The organism is Massilia sp. P1_C10, assembly GCF_056406475.1.
The window spans coordinates 79,566-97,114 of sequence record NZ_JBFUAC010000002.1 but is presented as its reverse complement, the minus strand read 5'-3'; the positions used below and the strand labels follow the sequence as shown (position 1 = coordinate 97,114).

The 17,549-nt window shown below is 68.6% G+C and carries 16 protein-coding genes; 8 read left to right on the top strand and 8 right to left on the bottom strand.

The features are described 5' to 3' along the window. The first annotated feature begins 118 nt into the window (after positions 1 to 118). Positions 119 to 1,465, top strand: a complete 1,347-nt coding sequence (locus tag AC1D02_RS04545) for an MFS transporter (RefSeq protein WP_477314177.1) — start codon at positions 119 to 121, stop codon at positions 1,463 to 1,465. Positions 1,466 to 1,526: 61 nt separating this feature from the next. On the opposite strand, the gene AC1D02_RS04540 is transcribed toward AC1D02_RS04545, so the two are convergent. The 4 genes from AC1D02_RS04540 to AC1D02_RS04525 are packed head-to-tail and all read right to left on the bottom strand — an operon-like array spanning position 1,527 to position 4,095. Further along, positions 1,527 to 2,228 (bottom strand): MBL fold metallo-hydrolase, encoded by a 702-nt coding sequence (locus AC1D02_RS04540; protein WP_477314175.1) that lies wholly within the window; start codon positions 2,226 to 2,228, stop codon positions 1,527 to 1,529. Next, positions 2,225 to 2,647: a YeeE/YedE family protein gene (locus AC1D02_RS04535; RefSeq protein ID WP_477314173.1), complete on the bottom strand. Its 423-nt coding sequence runs from the start codon at positions 2,645 to 2,647 to the stop codon at positions 2,225 to 2,227. The genes AC1D02_RS04540 and AC1D02_RS04535 overlap by 4 nt, the downstream gene beginning before the upstream one ends. 10 nt (positions 2,648 to 2,657) lie before the next feature. Beyond that, complete coding sequence (locus AC1D02_RS04530) at positions 2,658 to 3,086, bottom strand: YeeE/YedE family protein (protein WP_477314171.1); 429 nt, start codon at positions 3,084 to 3,086, stop codon at positions 2,658 to 2,660. Positions 3,087 to 3,135: 49 nt separating this feature from the next. Further along, a complete protein-coding gene (locus AC1D02_RS04525; protein ID WP_477314169.1) occupies positions 3,136 to 4,095 on the bottom strand; it encodes a cation diffusion facilitator family transporter in 960 nt (319 codons plus the stop codon). Positions 4,096 to 4,329: 234 nt separating this feature from the next. Here AC1D02_RS04525 and AC1D02_RS04520 point away from each other — a divergent pair, with 234 nt between their 5' ends. Together AC1D02_RS04520 and AC1D02_RS04515 are read left to right on the top strand one after the other, a co-directional pair. Further along, on the top strand, positions 4,330 to 5,793 hold the full coding sequence (locus AC1D02_RS04520) for an MFS transporter (RefSeq protein ID WP_477314167.1): 1,464 nt from the start codon (positions 4,330 to 4,332) through the stop codon (positions 5,791 to 5,793). Next, entirely contained in the window at positions 5,790 to 6,341 is a 552-nt protein-coding gene (locus AC1D02_RS04515) for a DsbA family protein (protein WP_477314165.1), read from the top strand. Before AC1D02_RS04520 ends, AC1D02_RS04515 begins: the two co-directional genes overlap by 4 nt. Here AC1D02_RS04515 and AC1D02_RS04510 read toward each other — a convergent pair. Further along, positions 6,338 to 7,096, bottom strand: a complete 759-nt coding sequence (locus AC1D02_RS04510) for a transporter (RefSeq protein WP_477314163.1) — start codon at positions 7,094 to 7,096, stop codon at positions 6,338 to 6,340. The genes AC1D02_RS04515 and AC1D02_RS04510 overlap by 4 nt on opposite strands. Positions 7,097 to 7,235: 139 nt before the next feature. Between AC1D02_RS04510 and AC1D02_RS04505 the strand changes: the two genes are divergently transcribed. After that, the gene (locus AC1D02_RS04505) at positions 7,236 to 8,552 is read left to right on the top strand and encodes an outer membrane protein assembly factor BamB family protein (RefSeq protein ID WP_477314161.1); all 1,317 of its coding nucleotides are present in this window, start codon (positions 7,236 to 7,238) and stop codon (positions 8,550 to 8,552) included. Positions 8,553 to 8,808: 256 nt separating this feature from the next. On the opposite strand, the gene AC1D02_RS04500 is transcribed toward AC1D02_RS04505, so the two are convergent. The 3 genes from AC1D02_RS04500 to AC1D02_RS04490 all read right to left on the bottom strand — a co-directional run bounded on the left by AC1D02_RS04500 (position 8,809) and on the right by AC1D02_RS04490 (position 12,842). After that, entirely contained in the window at positions 8,809 to 10,632 is a 1,824-nt protein-coding gene (locus tag AC1D02_RS04500; protein WP_477314159.1) for a S8 family serine peptidase, read from the bottom strand. A gap of 348 nt (positions 10,633 to 10,980) precedes the next feature. Further along, a complete protein-coding gene (locus AC1D02_RS04495) occupies positions 10,981 to 11,751 on the bottom strand; it encodes a substrate-binding periplasmic protein (RefSeq protein WP_477314157.1) in 771 nt (256 codons plus the stop codon). Between the two features lie 8 nt (positions 11,752 to 11,759). Further along, positions 11,760 to 12,842 carry a GGDEF domain-containing protein gene (locus tag AC1D02_RS04490; protein ID WP_477314155.1) on the bottom strand — a complete coding sequence of 361 codons (1,083 nt, stop codon included), beginning with the start codon at positions 12,840 to 12,842 and terminating at the stop codon, positions 11,760 to 11,762. A 161-nt stretch (positions 12,843 to 13,003) separates the two neighbouring features. Between AC1D02_RS04490 and AC1D02_RS04485 the strand changes: the two genes are divergently transcribed. Genes AC1D02_RS04485 through AC1D02_RS04470 form a run of 4 tightly spaced genes read left to right on the top strand, consistent with a single transcriptional unit; the run spans position 13,004 to position 17,548 of the window. Beyond that, positions 13,004 to 14,107: a hypothetical protein gene (locus tag AC1D02_RS04485; protein ID WP_477314153.1), complete on the top strand. Its 1,104-nt coding sequence runs from the start codon at positions 13,004 to 13,006 to the stop codon at positions 14,105 to 14,107. A 10-nt stretch (positions 14,108 to 14,117) separates the two neighbouring features. Then, on the top strand, positions 14,118 to 14,939 hold the full coding sequence (locus AC1D02_RS04480) for a GNAT family N-acetyltransferase (protein WP_477314151.1): 822 nt from the start codon (positions 14,118 to 14,120) through the stop codon (positions 14,937 to 14,939). Then, positions 14,936 to 16,804, top strand: coding sequence for a lysophospholipid transporter LplT (lplT, locus tag AC1D02_RS04475; RefSeq protein ID WP_477314149.1), 1,869 nt, complete (start codon positions 14,936 to 14,938; stop codon positions 16,802 to 16,804). The genes AC1D02_RS04480 and lplT overlap by 4 nt, the downstream gene beginning before the upstream one ends. A 39-nt stretch (positions 16,805 to 16,843) precedes the next feature. Then, positions 16,844 to 17,548 (top strand): glutathione binding-like protein, encoded by a 705-nt coding sequence (locus tag AC1D02_RS04470; RefSeq protein ID WP_477314147.1) that lies wholly within the window; start codon positions 16,844 to 16,846, stop codon positions 17,546 to 17,548. Position 17,549 lies beyond the last annotated feature (1 nt).

The following is a 17,549-nucleotide window of genomic DNA, read 5'->3' as shown; positions in this document are numbered from 1 at the left end:
TTAGTTTATATTGTTCAGGTCGGCCGCACGATTGGACAAATTGTCCTACCCGGCGGTTGGCCTTGCGATAAGCTTGAGGCGTAAGAACCACATATAACAACAGTAGGAGAAGCATCGTATGACCGGCACACACATCCCATCCTCCGGAGTTCCGCACGATTTCCCGACGATCCACGACGATGCGCGCAGGATCAACGCGGATCACTCCGCGATCGATCCGGGCGAAATCGCCGTCGGCGTCGTCATCGGGCGCGCCTCGGAATATTTCGACTTCTTCGTCTACGCGATTGCGTCGGTGTTGGTGTTCCCGTCGATCTTTTTCCCCTTCGTCGACAGCCTGACCGGCACCTTGTACGCGTTTGCGATCTTTTCGCTTGCCTTTATTGCACGGCCGATCGGCACGGCGATCTCGATGGCCATCCAGCGCCGCTACGGACGCGAGGTCAAGCTGACCATCGCGCTGTTCCTGCTCGGGGTATCGACTGCAGGTATTGCTTTCCTGCCAACCTACGCCACTTTGGGCTCCAAGGCCATCATCCTGCTTGCGCTGCTGCGCGTGGGGCAGGGCCTGGCGCTGGGCGGTTCGTGGGACGGCCTGCCGTCCTTGCTCGCTTTAAATGCTCCAGCGAACCGTCGTGGATGGTACGCCATGTTGGGTCAGCTCGGCGCACCGGTGGGATTCATCCTCGCCGCCAGCGTGTTCTGGTATTTGCTGTCCGACACAAGCCCCGCCGACTTCATGGCCTGGGGCTGGCGCTACCCGTTCTACGTGGCATTTGCGATCAACGTGGTGGCGCTGTTCGCCCGCCTGCGCCTGATCTCCACCAATGAATATGCGCACCTGCTGGAAGAGCGCGAGCTCGAGCCGACCCCGTTCGGCGAGATGACCCGCAACCAGGGCCGCAACGTGATCATCGGCGCGCTGGCCGCGCTGGCCAGCTACGCGCTGTTCCACGTCGTCACCGTGTTCCCGCTGTCGTGGATCCGGCTGTTCTCGCCGCGTTCCATCACCGGCTTCCTGGAAATCCAGATCTTCGGCGCGGCGATTGCCGGCGTGGGCATCGTCATTTCCGGCCTGATCGCCGACAAGCTGGGCCGGCGCAACACGCTGGGCACGCTGGCGGCGCTGATCGCGGTGTTCAGCTTCTTCGTGCCTTCGCTGATCAGCAGCGGCGACGCCGGCCAGAACACCTTCATCCTGGTCGGCTTCGCGCTGCTGGGCTTGTCGTACGGCCAGGCGGCCGGCGCGGTGACGGCGAACTTCCCGGCGCGCTACCGCTACACCGGCGCGGCCTACACCTCGGACCTGTCGTGGCTGGTGGGCGCGGGCTTCGCGCCGCTGGTGGCGCTGGCCCTGGCGGCCAAGTTCGGCCTGGTGTATGTCGGGCTGTACCTGCTGTCGGGCGCGGTGTGCTCGCTGGCGGCGCTGAGCCTGAACCGCGCGCTGGACATCCGCAACGACTAACTGGAAGTAAGGGGTCAGGTCCCGCGGACCTGACCCCGGGTTGGTCCCCGCCGCCTGAATCTTAGGCGCCGTGAGGAAGGCCGAGGTTCTGGTTGGCCGGCACCGCGATGTCGATCAGCTTCGGCCGCGGCAAATTCAGTGACGCCATGATCGCGACGAACTCCTGCCTGCTGCGATTGGCCAGCCGCGCATTGTGGCGCTTCTCCCAGCCGATCGAGGACACCGACTGTCCCTTGTAATCGTGCGCCGGCCACACCTTGGTAGCGTCCGGCAGCACGAACAGCTTGTTCATCACGCTGTCGTACAGCGCCTCCGAACTGCCGCTCTGGAAATCGGTGCGCCCGCAGCCGTCGATCAGCAGCGTGTCTCCCGTGAACACATTCCCGCGCCAGATGTAGCTCATGCTGCCGGCCGTATGTCCCGGCGTGTGCAGCACCGCGATCTGCTCGCCGTTACCGAAGCGGATGACGTCGCCCTCGGCCAGCTGCAGTTCGGCCGGCGCGATGCCGCAGCCCGACGGCACCGCCGCCTTGGCGCCGGTCAGCTCGCGCAGCCGGCCCGCCGAGGTCACGTGGTCCGCATGAGCGTGCGTCTCCAATATGTAGACCAGGTCGAGGCCGAGCCGCTTCAGGTGGTCGATGTCGCGCCGCCAGTGATGGTCGACCGGGTCGATGATCACCGCGGCGCTGTCGCCAGGCGCCGACAGGATGTAGGTGAAGGTGGACGACTCGGCGTCGAACAGCTGGATGGGATTGATGTTCATGTCGGACTCCTGAATCGTTCGACGGTTTCGAAAATGGCCATGCCGGCGACCATGGCGGCGGTGAAGATCAGCGGCTTGACGCCGTAAGCTGCGAGGGAGGCGATCGCCGGCCCGGGGCAGAATCCGGCCAGGCCCCAGCCGACGCCGAACGCCAGGCTGCCCAGCACCAGGGGGCGGTCGATGCGGGACGCTGTCGGCAGGCGCATCGGATGGCCGAGCAGGGAGGTGGCGCGCGCGCCGGCGATGCGGAAGGCGATGGCGCCCACCGCCACCGCGCCGCCCATCACAAACGCGAGCGACGGATTCCAGGCGCCGGCCAGGTCGAGGAAGCCGAGCACCTTGGACGGGTCGGCCATGCCGGAGACCAGCAGGCCGACGCCGAACAGCAGTCCGACCAGGGCGGCAAAGACGATGTGCATGGCGGTCTCCTTATGCGAGCAGGTGGCGCACGATGAACACGGTGGCGAAACCGGCCAGCATGAAGGCGACGGTGGCGGCCATCGAGCGCGGCGACAGGCGCGACACGCCGCACACGCCATGGCCGCTGGTGCAGCCGGCGCCGTAGCGGGTGCCGACGCCCACCAGCAGGCCGGCCGCCACCAGAGTCGCGGTGTCGGCGTCGATCCGTGCGGCCGGCAGCGGCGCGGCCAGGGTCCATGCGAGCGGCGCGGCGACCAGGCCGGCGAGGAAGGCGAGGCGCCACCACACGTCGCCCGATTGCGGGCGCAGCAGCCCGCCGAGGATGCCGCTGACGCCGGCGATGCGGCCGTTGAACAGGATGAACAGCGCGGCCCCGAGGCCGATCAGCGCGCCGCCGGCGAGCGAGGCCCACGGGGTGAAGTTGGTCCAGTCGATCATGGAATGCTCCTTGTGTCGGTGCCAGTGGCGGCGGCGTGCAAATGCGGGGTCAGCTCCGGCGGACCTGACCCCCGGCGACTGCGCGGTGATCGAGGTCCGCGCGGCGCCAGGGATCGACGTGCGTCATCAGGTTCAGCACGCGGTGGCGCTGCAGCACGCGCTGGCGCGCCGCGACCGCGATCGTGTGGCCATCCTCCACGGTCAGGGTCGCATCGACCTCGAGGTGCACGTCGACCACGATCATGTCGCCCATCTTGCGGGTGCGGATGTCGTGCACGCCCATCACGCCCGGCGTGTCGGCCAGGGTCTGGCGGATCGCCTCGACTTCGCGCTCGTCGACGGCCCGGTCCATCAGGTCGTGCAGCGCGTCCCAGCCGAAGCTCCAGCCCATTTTGCCGATCATGAAACCGACGATCAGCGCGGCGATCGGATCGAGGATCGGGTAGCCGGCCAGGTTGCCGGCGATGCCGATGCCCACCACCAGCGAGGAGGCGGCGTCCGAGCGCGCGTGCCAGGCGTTCGCCACCAGCATGCTCGATTTGACGCGCTTGGCGATGGCCATCATGTAGCGGAACAGGGTCTCCTTGGTGACCAGCGCGGCGCCGGCCACCCACAGCGCCACCGCGTGCACCTGCGGCACGCTTTCCGGCGACTGCAGCTTGACGAAGGCCGACCACAGCATGCCGATGCCGACCGCGAGCAGCAGTCCCCCCAGTGCGAGCGAGGCGGCGGTCTCGAAGCGCTGGTGACCGTACTGGTGGTCTTCGTCGGCGTCCTTCTTGCTGTGATGGCCCGCGACCAGCACGACGAAGTCGCCCACGAGGTCGGACAGCGAGTGGATGCCGTCGGCGATCAGGCCCTGCGACTTGGCGAACACGCCCACGCCGACCTGCAGGATCGCCAGCGCGATATTGACCGCCACGCTGACCCAGGTGCTGCGCGATGCGGCGGTGGCGCGCTCGGCGAGGATGGCCGGACTGTCTTCGTGATCGTCGTGTTCGAAATTCATGCGGTGCGGTCTTTGCGGAAACGTGAAAGTGACATTTTAACCAGCCCGGGGCCTTGTGTGCGAAGTGCAGCACATACTTCGGCATGGGCGCCGCGGTGCCGAAGGCCAAGGAAGCCGAGCAGCTCGCGGCCAATCAGCTGAAAAAGGCCTTTGCGGCCAGGCACTAAGGCAATATGGAGTCAGGTCCGCCGGAGCTGACCCCATCTTCAGCATGATCCCGAGGTTTAACCTATCATGAGACCTCCGAGCGACCCATTTCCTATCCCGATGAGCACCGCGCTGCCACCCGCCTGCGATCGCGCCTTGGCCGACGCGATACCGTGCGCCCGCGCGCCGGCCGACGGCGCCAATCTCGTCCTCGCCACCACCATCCTCGCATCGAGCCTGGCCTTCATCGACGGCTCGGTGGTCAACGTCGGCCTGCCCGCGATCGGCCGCAGCCTGCACGCCGATGGCGCCGGCCTGTCGTGGATCGTCAACGGCTATCTGCTGCCGCTGTCCGCGCTGCTGCTGCTCGGCGGCGCTTGCGGCGACCGCTTCGGCCGCAGGCGCGTCCTGCTGCTGGGCGTCGCGCTGTTTGCGCTGGCCTCGCTGCTGTGCGCCGCCGCCCCCAGCCTGGCCTGGCTGGTGGCCGGCCGCGTGCTGCAAGGCTGCGGCGCGGCGATGCTGATGCCGACCAGCCTGGCGATCCTCGGCGCCAGCTTCGCCGGCGAGGCGCGCGGCCGCGCCGTCGGCATCTGGGCCGCGGTGGGAGCGATCGGCGGCGCCATCGCGCCGCTGCTCGGCGGCCAGCTGATCGACCTGTTCGGCTGGCGCACGATTTTCCTGATCAACCTGCCCATCGCCGCACTGGCGATATGGCTTGGCGCCCGCGCGCTGCCGGCCGACGAGGCCGGCGCCAGGCAGCCGCTCGACCTGGCCGGCGCCGCGCTGGCCAGCATGGGCCTGGCCAGCCTGACCTGGGGCCTGACGGCGGCGTCGGCCGCATCGGATTTCGGCGGCGCCGCGCTGGGCGCGATGCTGGCCGGCGTCGCGGTGCTGGCGGCCTTCCTGTTCGCCGAGGCGCGCGCCGGCGAGGCCGCGATGCTGCCGCTGTCCCTGTTCGCGTCGCCCGGTTTCGTCGGCCTGAACCTGCTGACCTTCCTGCTGTACGGCGCACTGGGCGCGCTGCTGGTCGCCGTGCCCTTCGTGCTGATCGAGGCCGGCGGCTACTCGGCCACGGCGGCCGGCGCGGCCTTGCTGCCCTTGCCGATCGTGATCGCGCTCGGCTCGTCGGCGATGGGCAAGCTGGCGGCGAAGACCGGGCCGCGCCTGCCGCTGACGGTCGCGCCGGTGGTCGTCGCCGCCGGCTTCTTTCTGGCGACGCGGATCGCCGATGGCGGCGCATACTGGAACACCACGCTGCCGGCGCTGCTGCTGATATCGCTGGGCATGGCCGGCGCCGTGGCGCCGCTGACCACCGCGGTGCTGGCCGGCGTCGACGCGCAGCACACCGGCGTCGCGTCCGGCTTCAACAGCGCGGTCGCGCGCTCAGGCGGGCTTGTGGCGACGGCGCTGCTGGGGCTGCTGCTGGCGGCGCGCGGCGCGCAACTCGAGGCCGCGTTCCGGCTGGTGGCGGTGGCGGCGGGCGTGGCGGCGCTGGCTGCGGCCGGCTGCGCGTTTGCCTGGCTCGGTAAAGTGAAGGAGGGTGCACCATGAACGACGACGACATCGACGACCCGATCAACCCGGGCGGCTTGCCGGCCAGCGAGCATGAGGCCGGCAGCGTCTTTTCGCCGGTCACGCTGGTCGAATACGGCGACTACGAGTGTCCGCGCTGCATGCAGGCGCAGCTGGAAGTGAAGCACCTGCTGGACGCGTTCGGCGAGCAGTTGCGCTTCGTGTTCCGCCACTATCCCGATGCGGCCGCGCACCCGCACGCCGAGCTGGCGGCGGAAGCGTCCGAGGCCGCCGCGGCGCAGGGCAAGTTCTGGGAGATGCACGAATTACTGTTCGGCCAGACCATGCACATGTCGCCCGGGGGAATCATGCGCGACGCCGAGGCGATCGAGCTGGACATGACGCGCTTTCGCGCCGACCTCGCCGACCACGTCTATCTGCAGCGGGTGCGCGAGCATCACGCGGCCGGCGTGCAGCTCGGCTTGCGCGGCACGCCGAGCTTCTTCCTCAACGACGTGCCGATCGACGTGTCGTTCAGCCTGGAAAACCTGGAAAAGGCGGTGCGGACCGCGCTGACCGAACCTTAGCGGAACTGGGTCATCGGCAGCACCAGCCCGGAAAACAGCGACCACTGCGGCGAGGCCGAGGTCAGGCCGCGCGCCACGCCGACATCGATGGTCAGCTGTTTGGTGGGACTCCAGGCCCCGGCCAGCAGCAGCTGGGCGGTATGGTCGGCGCCGCTGCGGCGGGTGCCCGACAATTCGGCGGTCGCCGCCCATTTTTCCGCCGCCGGGATCGCGAAGGACGCCGACCAGCCGGCCTGGTTGCGGCTGGCGCCATCGTCGACCGCGCCCAGGCGGGTCAGGTTGGCGTTGGCATCCATGTGGACTTTGCCGATGTCGCGGCTGTAGATGGTGTTGACGGTGTAGTCGGCCTTGCCGCTGCCGATGCTGTCCTTCGCGGTCGGCAGCTTGGCGCCGAATTCGAGGCCGAACGCCGTCGCGTCGTCGATGCCGAAGGCGCGCTTGATGGTCAGCTCGGTGTCGCCCAGCCCGCGCGCGCGGTGGCCGTCGGCGTCGCGCACGGAGACGAAGGCGTCGCCGCCGACCAATACGCCCCACTGTTCGGACAGGGCGTACTTGAACAGCACCGGCATGCTGTCGCGCCGCTCGCCATGGTCGCGCGTGGCGAGGAAACCGGCTTCGTATTCGAGCTGGCCGACAGCCGGAAGCTGGGCCGGCGTCGAGACCGAGGGACGGTAGGGCGTGACCGCGGCGGTTTCGTCGGCGTGGCTGGTGGCGCCGATGCCGGCGAGCAGAAGGGCGAGATAGAGTTGCTTCATGGCGTGCCTGTCGATTTCTGGTGCGCCCGATTATAGGGCGTCCCATTGGCCGCCAACGTTACGTATCGGAGAGACAGCGCGAACGAAATGGGGCAGGGCGGCGTCGAACGCTTGTACACAGCACAAAAGGAGCCCGTCCATGCCGCCCATCCCGCGCTTCAAACTGGTCGCCGCCCTTGGCGTGCTGATCGCGATCCTCGGTATCGGCATCGCGCTGCTGATGCGCGATTCGCACGACCTCGCCGGCGCCTTGCCGGCAGTCCCCGCCAATCCGATCGAGGAGGACGCCGCCGCTCGGATCGTGCCGGCGGGCGAATGGCGCGCATACGGCCGCACCGCCTATGGCCAGCGCTACTCGCCGCTCGCCGGCATCACGCCCAAAAACGTTGCCGGCTTGAAGGAAGTGTGGCGGTATCGCAGCGGCGGCGAAAACGTCCAGCTTCTGAAGGCCGGCTGGCGGATTTACCTCTGCGCGTCGAACCAGTCGGTCATCGCGCTTCATCCCACCAACGGCATCCAGCTATGGCGCCGCGACATCGCGAAGCAGCGCCTGAGCTGCCCGGGCGTGGCGTACCAGCCGCCGGTCTCGGAACCCGTGATCGCAGGCGGCGAGTGCGGATCCAAAATATTCATGCCCGCCGCCGACGGACGCCTGCTGGTGATGGACACTGAAACTGGCGCGCCATGCGCCAAGTTCGGCGGCAAGGGCGAGATCGACCTGTGGGCGGACATGCCGAAGCGCCGCCCGGTTTCTGCGTCGCCGATCGTTCTGACGAGGAGGCTGGCGATAGCTCGCGGGACGGGGGTGGTGCGCGCCTTCGACATCGACACCGGCGCGCCGGTGTGGACCTGGGATTCGGGGGCGGTTTCTCCTTCAGTCGCGAGCTTCGACGAAGGGCTCGGCATGGTCTACGTCGCGACGGGAAAAGCGCTGGCCGCGCTTGATCTGGCCTCAGGCAAGTTGCGCTGGACGTTCCCGGCGCGTGCGACTGCGCAGCCTGCGCTGGTCGACCTTGCCACAGTGCCGGCGCTGGTGCAGCCGACGCCGGGCGGATTGCTGCTGCTGGACCGCCGCACCGGCAAGCCGATGAAGCAGCCCATCGAAGTGGTCGGCAATAGCGGATTGGCGGTGGACCCGCGGCGCGGAGCCGCGTTGGTCGTTGGGTCCGGCCATGTCGCCGGTGTCGATCTTGCCGGCGGCAAGGTCGTGTGGAAGCACCGTGCCGGCGCGGCGGGCGAGCCGATGATCACCGCCGGCGGCGTCGCCTTCGTGTCCGGAGCGCAGGACAACATGGTGCGCGCTTATGACGTCAGCACCGGCCGGCAGCTGTGGGAAAGCCAGCTGCCGGCGCGCGGGCAGGGGACGCCGATCACCTACGCCGGCGACGAAGATCGGCAGTTCGTTGCCGTGGCCGCCGGCGAATATATCATCGCCTACGCGCTGCCCGAGCAATGAGGCGCGCAGGCCTCATCGTAAAAGGATGGTGTTTCTGATAATTTTAATTTTGTTGAACTTTACCCACAGATTCTGTGGGTAAAACGTGGTTCGGCGAACGGTCCTTCCTAGTACGGCCGACCTAATTATCGGCGTGCTAAAAAAATAGGCAGATTCGCGTGGCGTGCGCGAGCGCTGCGCTCACTGCGCGCCGATCGATGAAAAAAGGGCGCCGGCATTGCTGCGCGTCGCCCTCCGGTTGGCTACGACGCGGCGATCAGCGCACGACGTTGACGGTCACCGAGGTGGTGGCCGAGTTGCCCGCGGCATCCTTCGCCACGGCGGTCACAGTGTGCGCGCCACGGGTGTACTGGCGGGTGCGCCAGTTGTAGGCGAGCGCGCCGCCCTTGCCGGTGGCGACCAGCTTGTTGTCGATGTACAGCGACTCGCTGATGCCGGCGGCGCCGCTGTTGTCGCTGGCGCTGACGGCGACCGATACCTGGCCGCTGACCGTGCCGGCCGCCGGGTTGTCGATCTTCACCACTGGCGGCGTGGTGTCCTGGGCCGGCGGCGGCGTCACGTTGGCGACGTTGACCGACACCGGCGCCGAGGCGGTGGTGTTGCCGGCGGCGTCGTACGCGGTGGCGACCAGCGTGGCCATGCCGTTGGCGGCGTTGGCCGTGTTCCAGCTGAAGCCGAACGGGCTGGAGATGTCGGTGCCGATCACGGTGCCGTTGGCTTTCAGTTCGACGTGGTCGACGCCGACGTTGTCGCTGGCGGCCACGTTGACCGTCACGATGCCGCTGACCGAGGAGCTGGCCGCCGGCGATGTGATCGCGGACGTCGGCGCCTGGGTATCGGCGACCGGCGCCGCGACTTTCACCGCGTTGACGGCGGCGGCGGCGTTCACGCGGCCGTAGCCGAAGTACGAATCGCGCCCGGCGGTTCCGAGGTCGACCGCGGTGGAGAACAGCGCCTGCTCGATCTTCGCGCCGTCCAGCGCAGGATTGGCCGCCATCATCAGCGCGGCCACGCCGGCCGCGACCGGGCTGGCGAACGAGGTGCCGTTCCAGCCCTGGTAGATGCCGCCCTTCGACGTGGTCCAGATGCCGGCGCCGGGCGACGCCAGCGAGACGAACGAACCGTAGCTTGACCAGCTGGCCTTGTTGTCGTTCGAATCGGTGGCCGAGATCGCGATCAGGCTGGTGGTCGGGGTGATGTTCTCGTCGACGCCGTTGTTACCGGCCGAGACGAACACCAGGCCGCCCTTGCTCTTCATGTAGTTGGCCGCGCTCTGGATGGTGGCGCTGCCGGCCAGCGGGCCGTAGCTGACGTTGGCGATGCGCGCGCCGTGGTCGGCCGCCCAGGTGATGCCGTTGGCGATGGTGCTGGTGTAGGCATAGCAGCCGCCGCTGGCGCTGTCGTAGTAGGCCACGCGGATCGGCATGATCTTGGCCTGGCCGGCGACGCCGGCCACGCCCACGCCATTGTTGGTTCGCGCCGCGGCCGAGCCGGCGACGGCGGTGCCGTGGCCGCACACGTCCGCCGTGTCGGTGTTATTGCTGTACATGTTGTAGCCGGCGACCAGGTTCGGCGCCAGGTCCGGGTGCGTGCCGTCCACGCCCGAGTCCAGGATCGCGATCGTCACGCCGGCGCCCTGGGTGGTGTCCCACGCGCTGCTGGCGCCGATTTTCGGAATGTGCCACTCGCTGCCGATGTACGGATCGGTGACGGCCATCGTGCTCTTGACGCGGCGGTCCAGTTCGACGTGCTTGAGCGCCGGATTGCGGCGCAGCTGTTCGACCACTTGTGCTTCCGAAGCGCCCACCGGCAGCTCCACCACGTTCAGGTTCGACTGGCCGATCTTGCGGCGCTTGCCGCCGTGGACCTTGAGGATTTTTTCGAGGTCGTCGCCCGCCAGGCCGGCGCGCGCTTCGACCAGGATGCGGCCGCGCGCGTACTGGTTGACGCCGTCGCTGAAGTCGGCCGCGCCGGCGCTGCCGACGATCGTTGCGAGGGCGGCGCCCAGGGCGAGTACCAGCGGACGCACGGCGGCGTTGCGGGCGGTGACGGAACCTTGAACCAATGGGAATTTCTTCATGCGTGAGCGTCCAATCTAAAGGGAATGAGATGTGGCGAAGAGGTTCGCCGGAGCGGCTGAAAACTGCGAGAGAACGGATAGTAATGGCGTTCTAAAGCTGCCGCAAGACACTATTTTGCGTGGGATATTCTCTTGCTAACGGCTAAGAGCCTTTGTCTGCGGATGCCGGGCAAACGTCGATAACTGTTTGATTACGCAGACATTATTGTTCCGCTATGGATCAGCCCGTTTTCCCCACGGACGGCGCGCGGGCGCACCAATCTGGTGCGAAATCGGCCACGTCCGGATGGCATGCACGCAAGGCAACTGCGCTCACATCTGGTAACAAATTTTTTTAGAGGAGGTTTGCTATTCCGGACAGAATTTCGCGCAGCGCGCCTTCCATCGCGCCTGGATCACCTGGCGCGCGCCGTTGGCGCCGATGGCCTCGAAGCCGGCGTTGAAACGGCGCCGCTGGGCGTCGCCATCCGGATGGCGCGTGGAGAAGCCGATGAACGACTGCTGCGGCTCGCTCTGGAACGCGAAGGCGATGTCGCCGACGCCGGCCTGGCGCTGGATCAGGTCCGGGCTGCGCATCTCGTCGGTCATGATCAGGGCGATGTCGAGGCGATTCGCGGCCAGCTTGCGCAGGTTGGCGACGTCCGACTGCGCGCTGTCGAGCAGCACGCCTTGCTGCGCCAGCTGCTGCACGAAGGCCGGGTATTCGTAGCCGCGCACGATCCCGACCCGCATGCCCGGCCGGATGTCGGCCAGCGACTTCGGGCGCGCGCCGTGCTTCGGGTTGTAGTAAATGCGCGGGGTGACGCTGAACAGGGGCTTGTCGGCGAAGCGCACCAGCTTGTCCAGTTCGGGCGAGGCGGACATGCTGAAGCAGCCGACTGCGCCGCCCTGCATGACCAGCGCCTTGCAGCGCGCGTAGGGCACCACCACCAGGTCGGCGGGCATGCCCGCGGCCGCGAACGCGGCGCGCACCAGGTCGTTGGCGTAGCCGACGCCTTCGTGGTTCGACCACGGACTGGCCGCGTCTTCGACCAGGATCTGCACGCGTGCGACCGGCGCGGCGGCGCCGGCCAACGCCAGCGCGCAGGCGCCGGCCAGCAGCGCGCGACGGCAAAGCATCGACCGCTTCATGCCGCCAGCACGCAATTGCGACCGTTGGCCTTGGCCCGGTACATCGCTTCGTCGGCGCGCTGGATCGCCGCGTCGAAGCGCTCGTGATCGCGCGACGCGGCCACGCCGGCCGAAAAGGTGAGCCTTAGCGAAGGGTCGATGTCGGGAAAGCGCAGCGCGTCCACGCGCCGGGCCATGCGGGCGATCACGGCCAGCGCTTCTTCCAGCAGGGTGTCGGGCATCAGCAGCAGGAATTCTTCGCCGCCCCAGCGCGCCAGCGTGTCGGCCGCGCGCAGCGAGACGCCCGCTTCGCGCGCGAAGCCTTGCAGCACGGCGTCGCCGGCCGCATGGCCGTAGCGGTCGTTGATCGACTTGAAGAAGTCGACGTCGATCAGCGCTACGCACACGTCGTTCGGCCGCGCCGCGCGGCGCTGCTGCTCGAGGGCGAGCAGCTCGTTCATGTGGCGGCGGTTCGCCAGCAGGGTCAATTCGTCGGTGGTGGCCAGCTTGCGGATGGTGCCGACCGCGTCGATCAGCTGGGCGCGCAGGCGGCTCAATTCGCCGGTGATCGCGGTGACGCAGACGATGCCCACCGTGGTCAGCGCGAAGTGCACGCTCTCCTGGTAGAACGAATGGTGGAGGGGATCGAAGCGCAGCAGCGCGGCCTGGGTGGCGGCCAGCGCGACGATGGCGAAGGCCGCCAGCCAGAAGGTCTGGCGCGGGCGCAGCGCGAAGGCGCAGAACACGATCACCACGGGCATGCCGATCAGGATCGAGCCGCGCAGGTTGTCCAGCACCGAGTACAGCGCCAGGTTGAAGACGATCGCGAACTGCGCCTGGTACAGCGCCAGCTTCCAGTTGGGGATGTTGAGGCGGGGGCCGGCGCGCAGCAGCACATAGAAAACCGCGGTGCCGAGCATGCCGAACGTCGCGGCCACGCGCGCCGTTTCAGGCGCCATCGCGCCCGCGTTAACTTCGCGCCAGACGATCAGGCAGCAAAAGCTGTACAACAGCGCGGTGGCCGCCCAATAGGCGAGCACGCGCCGCATTTTCGGCGTGGAGCCGAAAAGCCAGCTTGAAATCTGTTGAAGCGAAGACATGCCATTCACGATGCAGATTGTAAGAAGCTGTCAGTCTACTTTACTGACCGAAACATTCAAACCTTTTATGGCTGGGTGTGGCATGTATGTGTTCGCCTGCGCACAGAGGCAGGCGGATCGATGTGTGATCCTCATTTATCGCCATCATCCCAGGACGCCGCATGTTCGCCGACTCTCCACGCCTGCCATCCCGGCCTCCCGCTGCCCGCGCGCGCGCAGCGGCCCGGCGCGGCGCGCTGGAGGCGATGCCGAAGTGGCTGGTCTGCGTCCCGATCGTCATCCAGTGGGCCTGGCTGGCGCTGCGCTACCGCAGCGTCACGCTGCCGACGGCGGCCAATCCGCGCATCACGGCCGGAGGGCTGGTCGGCGAAGGAAAGCTTGAATACTTCGATCAGATGGGGCCATTGGCGCGCGCCGCGACCGCGCGCCACGTGGGCATCCGCCATGCGCGCAACTGGTCCGACAGCGAGTGGAAGGCGGCGCTGGCGCCGGCGCGGCTGCGCTTCCCGCTGGTGGCCAAGCCCGACCTGGGCCTGTGCGGCTACGGCGTCTGCAAGCTCGATACGCTGGACGCGCTGCGCGACTACGCCGCGCGCTATCCGGATGGCGAGACCTTCGTGCTGCAGGAATACCTCGACGAGGAGGGCGAGGCCGGCGTGTTCTATGCGCGCGATCCGGCCAGCGGGGAAGGTCGCCTGATCGGACTGGCGCTGCGCTACTACCCGCGCGTAACCGGCGACGGCGCCGCCACGCTCGGACAGCTGATTCGCGCCGACGCCCGCGCCGCCCGCGTGCTCGGATCGAACGCCCACGCCAGCACGCTCGAGCTAGACGCGGTGCCGTCCGCCGGCCAGGTGGTGCGGCTGTCGACCATCGGCTCGACCCGTGTCGGCGGCTTGTACCGCGACGGCGCGCGCCTGGTCACGCCGGAGCTGACCGCGGCGATCGACGCCATCGCGCGCGACATGCCCGACTTTCACTTCGGCCGCTTCGACGTGCGCTTCGCCAGCGAGGGCGAACTGGCGGCAGGGCGCGGCTTCACCATCATGGAAGTGAACGGCGCCGGCTCGGAGGCGATCCAGGCGTGGGACCCGGAGATCGGCCTGGCGCATGGACTGGGCATGGTGTTCGCCAAGCAGCGCGTGGTGTTCGCCATCGGCGCGGCCAACCGCAGGCGCGGCGCCAGGCCGATCGGGCCGCTGGCGCTGATCCGCCTGAACTGGCGCCAGAACGCGCTGATCGACCAATATCCCGCATCGAATTGAGGAGCACGACTTGACCCTGGAACTCGCCGCCGCCTCGCCGCGGTCCCCGTTTGCGGAGCCGCCATCGCCGAAGCAGGCCGACTGGCGCTTCGAGGCCAGCTGGGCCGAGTCGGAAGCCGACGTGCGCGAGGCCCAGCGTTTGCGCCACGCGATCTTCGCCGGCGAAATGGGCGCGCGGCTGGCGCCGCCGGCCGGCACGCCCGACGGCCACGACGCCGACCGCTTCGACAGCTACTGCGATCACCTGCTGGTGCGGGCCCGCGAGACCGGCAGCGACGAGCCGGGCCAGCTGGTGGGCACTTATCGCGTGCTGGGGCCGGACGCCGCGCGCCGCGCCGGCGCCTGCTACACCGAGGGCGAATTCGACCTGGCCCCGCTGGCGCCGCTGCGCGGCGGCGCGGTGGAGCTGGGCCGCGCCTGCGTGCATGCCGACTGGCGTTCCGGCGGCGTGATCCTTTCGCTCTGGAGCGAGCTGGGAAAGTACATGGTCGCGCGCGGCCTGCACACCATGTTCGGCTGCGCCAGCATCGGCATGGCCGACGGCGGCCAGCTGGCGCGGCGCATCTGGAGCGCGCTGCGCGAGTCGCCATACATGGTCGCGCCGGAGTTCCGCATCCGGCCGCTGAACGCGCTGCCGGCCGACGGCGTGGGCGCGGGCGCCCTGTCGTTGCGCGACATGCCGCCGCTGATCAAGGGCTACCTGCGATGCGGCGCCCGGGTGATCGGGGCGCCGTCGTTCGACCGCGAATTCAACACCGCAGACCTGCCCATCATGATGCGGGTGGGGGACCTGCCCGAGCGCTACAGCAAGCAGTTCCTGGCGCGGCGATGAAGCCGCTGCGGGCCTTGCTCGGCGCGCAGTTCTTCACTTCGCTGGCCGACAACGCGCTGCTGATCGTCGCGATCGGCCTGCTCGCCGAGCGCGCGTCGGCCGCCTGGATGACGCCGGCCTTGCGCATCTCGCTGTACCTGGCCTACGTGGCGCTGGCGCCGTGGGCCGGCGCGCTGGCCGACGCGCTGCCCAAGGGCCGCGTGATGCTGCTGGCGAACGTGGTCAAGCTGGGCGCCTGCGTGCTGCTGGCGTCCGGCCTGCACCCCTTGCTGGCGTTCGCCGCGGTCGGCGTGATCGGCGTCACTTACGGCCCGGCCAAGTACGGCATCCTGGCCGAGCTGCTGCCGGCCGACCAGCTGGTCAGGGCCAACGCGTGGATCGAGATATCGACGGTCGCCTCGATCATCGGCGGCACCCTGCTGGGCGGCGCGCTGCTGGCAAAGCTGCCGGCGCAGGGCGCCAGCCTGGCGATCGTCGGCGTGTACGCGCTGGCCGCGGCCATGGCGGCGGCGATTCCGTCGACCCGCGCGGCGCGCCCGGCGCCGGCGCGCTTCTGGCGCGAGCTGCGCGTGCTGTGGCGCGACCCGCAGGGCAAGATCTCGCTGGCGGTGACGACGCTGTTCTGGGCGGTCGCGGCGGCGCTGCAGTTCCTCGTCATCCAGTGGGCCGGCGCGGTGCTCGGCCTGACCCTGCCGGAGTCGGCGCTGATGCAGTGCGTGCTGGCCGTGGGCATGGTGGCCGGATCGGCAGCCGTGGCGCGCCTGGTCGCCACCGCCGGCGCGATGAAGGTGCTGCCGTCCGGCCTCGCGCTGGGCGCGGCGATCCTCGCGATGGCGCTGGTCGACGGCCTGTGGGTGGCCTGCGCGTTGCTGCTCGTGACCGGCGCGGTGGCGGGCGTGGTGCTGGTGCCGATGAACGCGCTGCTGCAGCAGCGCGGCGAGGCGCTGATGGCGCCAGGCGTCTCGATCGCCGTGCAAAGCTTCAGCGAAAACTTGGCGTCGCTGGCGCTGCTGGGCGTGTACGCGGCGGCGCTGGCGCTGGGCGCGCCGCTGCAAGCGATCATCGCCGGCTTCGGCGTGCTGGTGATCGCGCTGATGCTGGCGATTATGCGCTGGCACGGCGCGCGCCCGCTGGCGCTGGCGTGGCGCTTTTTATGCGTAATCTTGCATATTTTGACGGGCCTGGCGACCTGCCTGCTGGTGTTCCCGTGGCTCGGCGCAGCCGGCCGCATGGACCACATTCGGCGCTGGTCGCGGCGCGTGCTGCGCACCTTCGGCGTGACGGTCGAACTGGCGGGCGCGCCGGTGCTGCCCAACGTGCTGCTGGTGGCAAACCACATTTCGTGGGTCGACGTGTTCGTCATCAACGCGCAGTTCCCGTCGCGCTTTGTCGCCAAGTCGGAAGTGCGGCACTGGCCGCTGATCGGGACCCTGAGTGCGCTGGCCGGCACGCTGTACGTGGCGCGCGGCAGCCGCGGCGACCTGCGGCGCGCGGTCGGCGAACTGGCGCGCGGCCTGCGCGCGGGCGAACGCGTGGCGTGCTTCCCGGAGGGCACGTCGTCGGCGCAGGGCGACCTGCAGCCGTTCCACGCCAACCTGTTCGAAGCGGCGATCGAGGCCGGCGCGCCGGTGCAGGCGATCGCGGTCAGCTACGTCGATGCCGCGGGCGCGCCGCACCGCTCGGTCGAGTACCTGATCGAGACCTCGCTGGGTGAGAGCATGCTGGCAATGCTGACCGGCCCGCCGATCCGCGCGCGGCTGCACGTGCTGCCGGCGCTGGCGGTGGACGGCGAAGACCGGCGCGCTCTGGCGCGGCGATCGCATGCGCAGGTGGGCGCAGCGCTCTCACAGGGAAATGCGGCATAATCTCCGGTCCGCAAGCGTGCATTTATCCGAGGTGCCAGCATGACCGATTTGTCCGATTTTCCGATCACCAAAAAATGGCCCGCCGCGCATCCCGAGCGCATCCAGCTGTATTCGCTGCCGACGCCGAACGGCGTCAAGGTGTCGATCATGCTGGAGGAAACCGGGCTGGCGTACGAGCCGCACCTGGTCAGCTTCGAGACCAACGACCAGATGACGCCCGAGTTCATGTCGCTCAACCCGAACAACAAGATCCCGGCGATCCTCGATCCGGACGGGCCGGGCGGCAAGCCGCTGGCGCTGTTCGAGTCGGGCGCCATCCTGATCTACCTGGCCGAAAAGACCGGCAAGCTGCTGCCGCAGGATCCGGCCGGGCGTTACCAGGCGATCCAGTGGGTGATGTTCCAGATGGGCGGCATCGGGCCGATGTTCGGCCAGCTCGGGTTCTTCCACAAGTTCGCCGGCAAGGAGTACGAGGACAAGCGGCCGCGCGACCGCTACGTGGGCGAATCGAAGCGGCTGCTGGCGGTGCTCGACAAGCGGCTCGAGGGGCGCAGCTGGGTGATGGGCGAGGAGTACACAATCGCCGACATCGCGATTTTCCCGTGGGTGCGCAACCTGGTTGGCTTCTACGGCGCCGGCGAGCTGGTAGGCTTTGGCGATTTCAGGAACGTGCAGCGCGTACTCGATGCATTCGTTGCGCGTCCTGCCGTCGCGCGCGGTCTCGACATCCCGAAGCGCGGCTGAC

Bases quoted from the DNA above. Each gene is read 5' to 3' on its own strand.
- AC1D02_RS04510 (WP_477314163.1), bottom strand. From the start codon at position 7,096: ATGAAGCAACTCTATCTCGCCCTTCTGCTCGCCGGCATCGGCGCCACC.
- AC1D02_RS04490 (WP_477314155.1), bottom strand. From the start codon at position 12,842: ATGTCTTCGCTTCAACAGATTTCAAGCTGGCTTTTCGGCTCCACGCCG.
- AC1D02_RS04515 (WP_477314165.1), top strand. From the start codon at position 5,790: ATGAACGACGACGACATCGACGACCCGATCAACCCGGGCGGCTTGCCG.
- AC1D02_RS04530 (WP_477314171.1), bottom strand. From the start codon at position 3,086: ATGATCGACTGGACCAACTTCACCCCGTGGGCCTCGCTCGCCGGCGGC.
- AC1D02_RS04540 (WP_477314175.1), bottom strand. From the start codon at position 2,228: ATGAACATCAATCCCATCCAGCTGTTCGACGCCGAGTCGTCCACCTTC.
- AC1D02_RS04520 (WP_477314167.1), top strand. From the start codon at position 4,330: ATGAGACCTCCGAGCGACCCATTTCCTATCCCGATGAGCACCGCGCTG.
- AC1D02_RS04495 (WP_477314157.1), bottom strand. From the start codon at position 11,751: ATGCTTTGCCGTCGCGCGCTGCTGGCCGGCGCCTGCGCGCTGGCGTTG.
- AC1D02_RS04500 (WP_477314159.1), bottom strand. From the start codon at position 10,632: ATGAAGAAATTCCCATTGGTTCAAGGTTCCGTCACCGCCCGCAACGCC.
- AC1D02_RS04505 (WP_477314161.1), top strand. From the start codon at position 7,236: ATGCCGCCCATCCCGCGCTTCAAACTGGTCGCCGCCCTTGGCGTGCTG.
- AC1D02_RS04485 (WP_477314153.1), top strand. From the start codon at position 13,004: ATGTTCGCCGACTCTCCACGCCTGCCATCCCGGCCTCCCGCTGCCCGC.
- AC1D02_RS04525 (WP_477314169.1), bottom strand. From the start codon at position 4,095: ATGAATTTCGAACACGACGATCACGAAGACAGTCCGGCCATCCTCGCC.
- AC1D02_RS04545 (WP_477314177.1), top strand. From the start codon at position 119: ATGACCGGCACACACATCCCATCCTCCGGAGTTCCGCACGATTTCCCG.
- AC1D02_RS04535 (WP_477314173.1), bottom strand. From the start codon at position 2,647: ATGCACATCGTCTTTGCCGCCCTGGTCGGACTGCTGTTCGGCGTCGGC.
- AC1D02_RS04470 (WP_477314147.1), top strand. From the start codon at position 16,844: ATGACCGATTTGTCCGATTTTCCGATCACCAAAAAATGGCCCGCCGCG.
- lplT (WP_477314149.1), top strand. From the start codon at position 14,936: ATGAAGCCGCTGCGGGCCTTGCTCGGCGCGCAGTTCTTCACTTCGCTG.